7 protein-coding genes and 1 pseudogene are annotated in these 8,559 nt (G+C 39.3%); 5 read left to right on the top strand and 3 right to left on the bottom strand.

Features of this window, described 5'->3' with window-relative positions:
* The 3 genes and pseudogenes from K5677_RS07165 to K5677_RS07155 form a co-directional block, all read right to left on the bottom strand.
* Nucleotides 1-357: zinc ribbon domain-containing protein (locus tag K5677_RS07165; protein WP_296726267.1), on the bottom strand; the 357-nt coding region annotated here is incomplete at its 3' end.
* Nucleotides 358-885: 528 nt separating this feature from the next.
* Nucleotides 886-1,292 (bottom strand): annotated as a pseudogene (locus K5677_RS07160) (sugar phosphate nucleotidyltransferase); the annotation flags it as partial.
* Nucleotides 1,293-1,868: 576 nt separating this feature from the next.
* Nucleotides 1,869-3,359, bottom strand: coding sequence for a nucleotide sugar dehydrogenase (locus tag K5677_RS07155; RefSeq protein WP_296726266.1), 1,491 nt, complete (start codon nt 3,357-3,359; stop codon nt 1,869-1,871).
* 1,323 nt (nt 3,360-4,682) lie between these two features.
* Here K5677_RS07155 and K5677_RS07150 point away from each other — a divergent pair.
* The 5 genes from K5677_RS07150 to K5677_RS07130 all read left to right on the top strand — a co-directional run.
* Nucleotides 4,683-5,216: a PglB gene (locus K5677_RS07150; RefSeq protein ID WP_296726263.1), complete on the top strand. Its 534-nt coding sequence runs from the start codon at nt 4,683-4,685 to the stop codon at nt 5,214-5,216.
* A 77-nt stretch (nt 5,217-5,293) separates the two neighbouring features.
* Entirely contained in the window at nt 5,294-5,788 is a 495-nt protein-coding gene (locus K5677_RS07145) for a sugar transferase (RefSeq protein ID WP_296726260.1), read from the top strand.
* A 460-nt stretch (nt 5,789-6,248) separates the two neighbouring features.
* Entirely contained in the window at nt 6,249-6,782 is a 534-nt protein-coding gene (locus K5677_RS07140; protein WP_296726258.1) for a PglB, read from the top strand.
* A gap of 386 nt (nt 6,783-7,168) precedes the next feature.
* Nucleotides 7,169-7,801 (top strand): sugar transferase, encoded by a 633-nt coding sequence (locus K5677_RS07135; RefSeq protein ID WP_366849088.1) that lies wholly within the window; start codon nt 7,169-7,171, stop codon nt 7,799-7,801.
* 23 nt (nt 7,802-7,824) lie between these two features.
* The coding region (locus K5677_RS07130) for an NAD-dependent epimerase/dehydratase family protein (protein ID WP_296726254.1) at nt 7,825-8,559 on the top strand (735 nt) is incomplete at its 3' end.

The raw sequence follows: 8,559 nt of genomic DNA, 5'->3' as shown, positions 1-8,559 counted from the left end.
TGTCACAGCAGAACGTTTACTTCCTCCTGATTTGCCACCAGAACTGTCGTCTCCGCTGTTCTTTACAAGCAGGAATATCACACTTCCGACTGATGCCACAAGGAGTACAGAAAGCGTGACGATAATAGCGATCATTCCGCCGTTTTTCTTTCCTCCTGATTTAGGAAACACATTCGGCTGCTGTGGATAGGTGTAGTTGTTCGGAGTTGGAGCCGCCTGATTCGGCAGTGTGTACGGTGTTTGCTGTGCCGGTCTGGGATTCGCAGGTGCTTGAGTGCCGTGAGTAATACTCTCACCGCAGTAGGCACAGAAAATATCATCGTCTTTTATTTGTTTTCCGCATTTGGGACAGAACATAAAATCACCTCTTCTTTTTAGCATTTTAGAGAAAGTTATTTACTATTTTAATGTGATTATATCACATATATAATATAGTGTCAATGTGAAAACGAATTTTTGTTACAATTATTAATTGATAGTTTACAATCCGTTCATAAGCTCCGGTTGCTTTATCAGATTTGATATGCACAGCTTTTGTACGGAACTGCACCAATACCCCAAAACCGAATTGCCAATTCTCTGAATGAATTTTCTCTGAAAATATCTTCAGTAAAAACAAACAGCCTCCGCCATGATAACCACAGCAAGTGCAAGATGATTAATTAGCTTCTTCAAGTGACATATGCAATCTGATAAAACAGAAATTGAGAACGCATCGGGTATGTTCTTGGAATGGGACAAACTGGATGATGAGCTTTGACAGCACATTAGAATAAGTCGCTGTGGCACTTGCGATCGTATGTGACCATGTTTCCAACAAAGATTCCGCACGGCGGCATTAAAATGAACAGAGGTTAGGACAAAGCGTTCTGACCTCTGTTTTTTATAGCTGCTCTTGGGATGTACAGGCTTTTCCTCGATCGATATCGCCTGCCCATTCTCGTTGAACTCCACTACGCCAAAGCGCTAAGGGCCTGAGACATAGTAGCCGAATACAGTAGCACGGCTATTTGTCTTCGCATTTTCCTTTGCGGTGCGGAGAATCTTTCCGAAGCCGTTTCCGTAGAATATATTGTCACCAAGCATCATTGCACAGGAGTCATTGCCTATGAATTCCTTGCCGAGAATAAATGCCGGGGCAAGTCCATCCGGTGAGGGCTGTACCTTATAGCTGAGGTTTATGCCTAATTCCGATTCATTCCCCAGCATCCTCTCAAAATTGGACAGATCCGTTGGGGGGAGATTATGAGTATATCACTTATCCCTGTCTGCATTATGAGAAGGCACGAAATATTATCCCCTTACATTCAAGCGAAACAAACCAAACCTTTAAATAATAAGTAACAAAGATGAGGGCACGCAAGGAGAATATAGTGCAGAGTTGATAATGATAAAACCTCCGCAGAGCAACATACTCTGAGGAGGTTTTATTGTTAAATATAAAAATAAGTGGTTGACAGTTTTTTGTCAAAAAAACGAGCTCACAAATGCCTGTTTTAAGCCATTTGTGAGCCCTGATTTTTAGGCGAGGGGAATTGAAAAAGTAGAAGCACTTTTAGTGATTTTTGCTAAATTGCGAAAATGGCTGTAATTCGCGGTATTTTACGATTTCGCTTTTAGCAGCTTCAAGTGTTTTTTGGCAGCTTTTGGTACAAATAAGTGGTAAACAAGTGGTTGGAATGCGTTTTTTTCTGAAAAAACGAATCCGAATTGCCACAATTACCTTCAAAATATCGTATGTCAAAAACAGCTTTCTGTCACGAATAGTTATATGTAAACATTACGATTATTTATAATACACATCATACATACCGTGTGTAAAACCTTGAAACACATATTATGTTAGTGAATTTGTATTTCTATATTTATCAGTCTCTCTGGAAAAGATCTCTCGTATATACCTTATCTGACACATCGTTAAGGATTTTGTCGTAACGGTTTGCAACGATACAGTTACTGATTTTCTTGAATTTCTTCAGGTCGTTAACTACCTTAGATCCGAAGAAAGTGCTGCCGTTTTCAAGAGTAGGCTCATAGATAATTATTTCAGCACCTTTAGCCTTTATTCGTTTCATTACACCTTGAATAGATGATTGGCGGAAATTGTCGCTGTTGGATTTCATGGTAAGACGATATACACCGACCACGACCTTCTTTTCCATTTCAGCTTTATACAGGTTATTATCTGCGTAGCTGTAATATCCTGCCATTTCGAGCACGCGATCAGCAATGAAGTCCTTTCTTGTACGGTTGGATTCAACGATAGCAGTCATCATGTTTTGCGGAACGTTCTGATAGTTAGCAAGAAGCTGCTTTGTATCCTTTGGCAGGCAGTAGCCGCCGTAGCCGAAGGACGGGTTGTTGTAATAGTCTCCGATACGGGGATCAAGACAGATACCACGGATGATATTTGCAGTTTTAAGTCCCTTGACCTCTGCGTAGGTATCCAGCTCATTGAAGTAGCTGACACGAAGTGCAAGATATGTATTGGCGAACAGCTTAACTGCTTCTGCCTCTGTAGTTGCCATGAAGAGGGTATCAATATTGGGCTTGATAGCTCCCTGCTGTAAAAGTGCAGCAAACTCCCCAGCTGCCTTCATGTTCGCTTCATCGGAGCCAACGATGATACGGCTCGGATAGAGGTTGTCATAAAGCGCCTTGGATTCACGAAGAAACTCAGGGCTGAAAATGATATTGTCCATGCCCAGCTTTTCTCGAACCTGTGTTGTATATCCAACAGGAATAGTGGACTTGATAACGATAGTCGGCTTGTTCTTCTTTTTGCCTGTTACAGTTTTTATGAGAGAGAGCACAGCTTCGACTGCCGAGCAGTCAAAGAAGTTGGTCTTGGGATCATAGTTCGTAGGTGCAGCAACGATGATGAAATCCGCATCCTTATAGGCAGATTCGCCGTCTGTTGTAGCTTTGAGGGAAAGCTTACGTTCTTCATGCTCTGCAAGGTACTGCTCTATGAAGTCATCCTGAATCGGAGACTGCCAGTTATTCAGCTTCTCGACCTTCTCGGGAACGATATCCACAGCTGTCACATCGTTATGCTGAGACAGCAGAACAGCGAGGGAAAGTCCTACATAACCTGTTCCTGCGACGGCTATTTTCTTACGTTCAATAGGAGCAGCATCAACTACATCATCTTCAAGAACATCAGCATTGTTAAAACCAAGGACAGTGCTGAGTGCAAGGAGCTGATCCACAGACGGTGTGTAGTCTTCGCTTTCCAGTCTGGAAATAATCGAACGGTTTATGCCTGTTTTTTCAGACAGTACGACTTGTGACATCTTGATTGCCTTTCTTCTGCTTATAACAGTTTCGGCAAGCAGCTTCAATGATAAGTGCTTCATAATTACCTCCTATAGTAAATGTTGCTATTGGCAACATAAATGTTTTTGGATATGATAATATTATTATAACAGGTGTTCTAGCAGATGTCAATATCGGTGTTGCTGAATATAAACTCATAAAATCAAACTCGCTTGTGTATTGTGCTATTGATGTTGCTGATAGTAACGCCTGTTGAATTGAACACTAATCTTCAGCCGAATCTTTTCGTCAGCCATTACATATAAAGGTTATCATATTGTCATTTCATATTTATAATCTGATGCGCAATTATTGGTGAATTCAAATTATTTAGACTGTTTTGATGCACAGCTGACTATGATTTTACTATGGATTTTTTATGTTGCTGATCTATTATTTCTCTTTTGTAGTTTTGAACAACAAATCCAGTTTTTATATCATGGATAATATGTGATTATATAAATTTTGTCTAAAAATTAATTGCAAAAATAATTTATGATTTACATAATGTAATAATTGGAACTGGTAATACAAATAATAAAAAATCTTAAAAATAATATATAAATCGCAGAAAAATTTAAGCTTTCATTTGTTAATAGCAACAATATTGACTTCCATATATTGACATAATGTATAAGAATATGATATAATTCTACATATTAAAAAACATGATATATTTGTTACAACCAGTTGACTTTCGGTCAGAGAACAATGCGCAAAAAACGCCTATTCTTCTGTGCAAAGATAAAATTGAAAGTGGCTGTTGTAGTAAATCAAGATACCATAAACCAATCAACTTTCAACGAACTAATTTATGGAGTGCCGATCCGTGGGTATGGGGCTGCCAACGGAATCAAATCGGTATCTCGAACGCATAAACAGGTTTTATCAATGTTTTTTAAGGGGTGTTTATATGAGTATTATGCTTTTTTCAGGAGCAGGTCATAATGGAGTAACTTTATCTGAAAATATAGTAGAAGGCTTTGAACACTGGGGTAATTGCGCGTATACAGGCATGTTCTATTTTAAAGCCGGATTGTAAAATAATGCAGGCTTTTTGTGCCTGCTTTTGCTTTTTATAGGACGATTTTTCTTAATACATCTGGCTGGTTGATATAAATCGCTATATTAATGGCGGTTGATATGAGTTTGTTAATTTCCACACGGGCGGTCTAAGGGAAAATGACCGCAACGACCATGGTCTATGATTATTTCCAGAACCATGGTCTCTCATTTTTACATATACATATTACTGATTTTACGAGAGTTCGTTTCAATATTAATTCGTTTTAAATGATCACTCTTTCCGAGGAATGATCATCATAATATATTTTTACTCATTTCTTAATAAGGGAGGTATATGTATGCAAAATTTGCTTATTTTAGGCGCTGGACAGTACGGAATGGTGGCAAAGGAAATTGCCGAGTCAATGAGGAAATATGATCACATCGATTTCCTCGATGATAACAATCCGATTGCAGTGGGAAAGTTGGGGGACTTTGAAAATCTAAGCAATGTTTATGATTCTGCGGTTGTAGCTATAGGCAATTCGGATTTCCGATTAAAGCTCATTGAAGAACTTCGTAAAGTGGGGTACAATATACCGTGTCTTATTCACGAACGTGCATATGTTTCTCCGTCTGCTAAGATAGGTATGGGTTCGTTTATCGAGCCTATGGCTGTTGTGCATACGGAAGTAGTAGTTGAAACTGGCTGCATTATTTCCGCAGGTGTTATTATAAATCATAATAGCACTATACATAAGGGTTGTCATATAAACTGCGGCTGCGTTGTAAAGGCAAGAGCAGAGATTGACGAAAAAACACGAACAGGTTATAACGAGGTTTGTGATACTGAAGTCAATGAAGTTAAGCAGCCGTTGCCAGTTGCTGTGTGAATCGTATTTTGTGTAGAACACAGAAAATACTTATGGAAAAAAGTAAGGATATAGAATTTAAGGTGAGGTAAGAGATTGTGGAAGATAAGACTAAGAGAAATCTAAAAACAGCAATGAAAGCGACAGGACTAGCATTAGGTGCTACATACTTAGTAATGCGTCATGTTGCAAAAAAACAATATCCAAAGTCAGTATATGCTGATCAACCAGAGGAACAGAATCCGATGCAGGGGCGTAAGGTGGTTTTCAAAGAGGATGCCAACGATCCTGTAAATGCAGATGGAAAGCAGGGACATCTTGAGGCTGTGGAGAATATCACACATATTCCGACGTTTTATGAGAAATATGTGAAACGAGGATTTGATGTTGTACTCTCCTTCGGCGGCCTTGTTGTTTTAGCACCTGTTTACGCTGTTACAGCTCTTGCTATTAAGGCTGATGATCACGGTCCTGTGTTCTTCAAGCAGAAGCGTGTGGGGACGGATAAGTCTTACTTCGAGTTACTTAAATTCCGATCTATGTCCGTCAATACGCCGAACCTCTCGTTATCAAAAGGTGAAAAAGTGGCTTAAACGACGTAAAATAAGCAAAAATATATCTTCAAACATACGTTCGTTTTGTTACAGATTTTGGCGGTGTTTCGGGCGATTCAAAGGCGGAGAGTCACCTTTTGAGTACAAGATGTACATATGTATAAAATTTATTTGTAGTTTGTTTATTAGAGAGTTATATGTATAAAATTAAATTGTAGTTTGTACATTTGATGGTCGTATGTATTAAAATTGGCGGGTTGATATAAATCGCTATATTTATGGCGGTTGATATGAGTTTGTTAATTTCCACACGGGCGGTCTAAGGGGAACATGACCGCAGCGACCATGGTCTATGATTATTTCCAGAACCATGGTCTCTCATTTTTACATATACATACAAGAGTTCGTTTCAATATTATTTCAGTTTAAATGATCACTCTTTTCGAAGAATGATCATCATAATAAATTTTTACTCATTTCTTAATAAGGGGGTATATGTATGCAAAACTTGCTTATTTTAGGCGCTGGTCAGTACGGAATGGTGGCTAAGGAAATTGCCGAGTCAATGAGGAAATATGATCATATCGATTTCCTCGATGATAACAATCCGATTGCAGTGGGTAAGTTGGGGGACTTTGAAAATCTAAGCAATGTTTACGATTCTGCGGTTGTGGCTATAGGCAATTCGGATTTCCGATTAAAGCTCATCGAAGAACTTCGTAACAAGGGGTACAATATACCATGTCTGATTCACGAACGTGCATACGTTTCACCGTCAGCAAAGATTGGCATGGGTTCGTTTATTGAGCCTATGGCTGTTGTGCATACGGAAGTAGTAGTTGAAACCGGATGCATTATTTCCGCTGGTGTTATTATAAATCATAATAGCACCATACATAAGGGGTGTCATATCAATTGCGGCTGCGTTGTAAAGGCAAGAGCTGAAATTGAGGCTAAAACTAGAACAGGGTACAACGAGGTATGTGATACAGAAGCAAAGGAAGTTAAGCAGCCGTTACCTGTTGCTGTGTGAATGGTTTATACTGGATGAAGAATGTGTGTAGAACACAGTAATGATATAGCAAAACTATGAAATAAAGAATAATTAAGGTGAGGTAAGAGATTGTGAAAGAACAGACTAAGAAAAATCTGAAAACAGCGGCTAGAATAACGGGCGTTGCTTTAGGTACTACATACTTAATCATGCGTCATATCGCAAAGAAACAATATCCTGACTCCGTGTATGCTAATCAGCCAGAAGAGCAGAACCCTGTAGAAGGCAGAAAAGTTATATTCGTCGAGGATATAAACGATCCCGTGAACGCAGATGGTAAGCATGGACATCTTGAAGCCGTTGAGAACAGCACACATTTTCCGACTTTTTATGAGAAGTATGTAAAACGTGGATTTGACGTTGTCATTTCTTTTGGAGGTTTAGTTGTTCTTGCTCCTGTTTATGCTGTTACAGCTCTTGCTATCAAGACTGATGATCCCGGCCCAGTTCTTTTTAAGCAGAAACGTGTAGCACAGAACAAAGGTTATTTTCAATTGCTCAAATTCCGCTCTATGTCAGTGAATACGCCAAAAGATGTTCCTACGCATATGCTTCAGAATGGCGGCATTACTAAAGTTGGTGGATTCATAAGGAAAACGAGCATAGACGAGTTGCCACAGCTCTGGAATATATTCCGAGGCAACATGAGCGTTATTGGACCGCGTCCGGCTCTTTGGAATCAGGACTACTTGACCGCTGAAAGAGACAAATATGGCGCTAATGATGTTAAACCTGGTTTAACTGGACTTGCACAGATTAGCGGTAGAGATGAACTGGAAATTCCTGATAAGGCAAAACTAGATGGTGTGTACGCTAAAACTCTAAAGGGTAGTAGTATCACAGGCTTTTTGATGGATTTGAAGCTGTTTATTGGTTCTGTGTTTTCTGTTTTAAAGAGTAAAGGCGTTGTTGAAGGCGGTACTGGTGCTATTGCGAAAGAGATCAATAGGGCTGATAGTATCAGTGGTGATATAGATACAATAGATGAGAATACATAAAATAAGGATAGTACGATAGTGATATGAAGAAGGTTTTAATCACAGGTGCGGGTTCATATATAGGCACCTCGTTTGAAGAATACTTAAAACAGTGGCCAGATAAGTATCTAGTGGACACACTTGATATGATAGGCGAAGGTTGGACGAAATATGATTTTTCCGGTTATGATACTGTATATCATGTTGCAGGCATTGCTCATTCTGATAATGGCAAAATTAGTCGAGAGAAAGCAAAGTTGTATTATGAGGTCAACACAAAGCTGACAATTAGAACAGCTATGAAGGCAAAGAAAGCTGGGGTTAAGCAGTTTATTTTCATGTCCTCAGCTATTGTCTATGGCGATAGTGCTTCGATTGGTAAGAAGAAAATGATTACAAAGGACACACCTGTAAGTCCGGCGAACTGTTATGGTGATAGTAAAGTCAAGGCTGAAAGAGGCTTGAATAAGCTTGATGATGTGAACTTTAAGGTAGTTATTTTACGACCGCCGATGATTTACGGTAAAGGCAGCAAGGGGAATTATCCTCTTATGTCTAAACTGGCACAGAAGATGCCTGTGTTTCCATATGTAGATAACTGCCGTTCTATGCTTTACATTGAGAACCTCATGGAGTTCGTAAGACTTATGATCGAGAATGAGGAAAGAGGAACGTTCTGGCCACAGAATGCCGAATATAGCAATACGAGTGAGCTTGTCAAGATGATTGGAAACGCTCATGGTAAAAGAATATTATTATTGAGGGGCTGTTCAGTGCCT

The sequence above is a fragment of the Ruminococcus sp. genome (assembly GCF_024684275.1).
The sequence above is the reverse complement of the archived record's forward strand: the minus strand, read 5'-3'. Positions and strand labels throughout refer to the sequence as shown.

Excerpts from the sequence above, each read along its gene's own strand:
- K5677_RS07155 (WP_296726266.1), bottom strand. The coding sequence starts at position 3,359 with ATGAAGCACTTATCATTGAAGCTGCTTGCCGAAACTGTTATAAGCAGA.
- K5677_RS07150 (WP_296726263.1), top strand. The coding sequence starts at position 4,683 with ATGCAAAATTTGCTTATTTTAGGCGCTGGACAGTACGGAATGGTGGCA.
- K5677_RS07140 (WP_296726258.1), top strand. The coding sequence starts at position 6,249 with ATGCAAAACTTGCTTATTTTAGGCGCTGGTCAGTACGGAATGGTGGCT.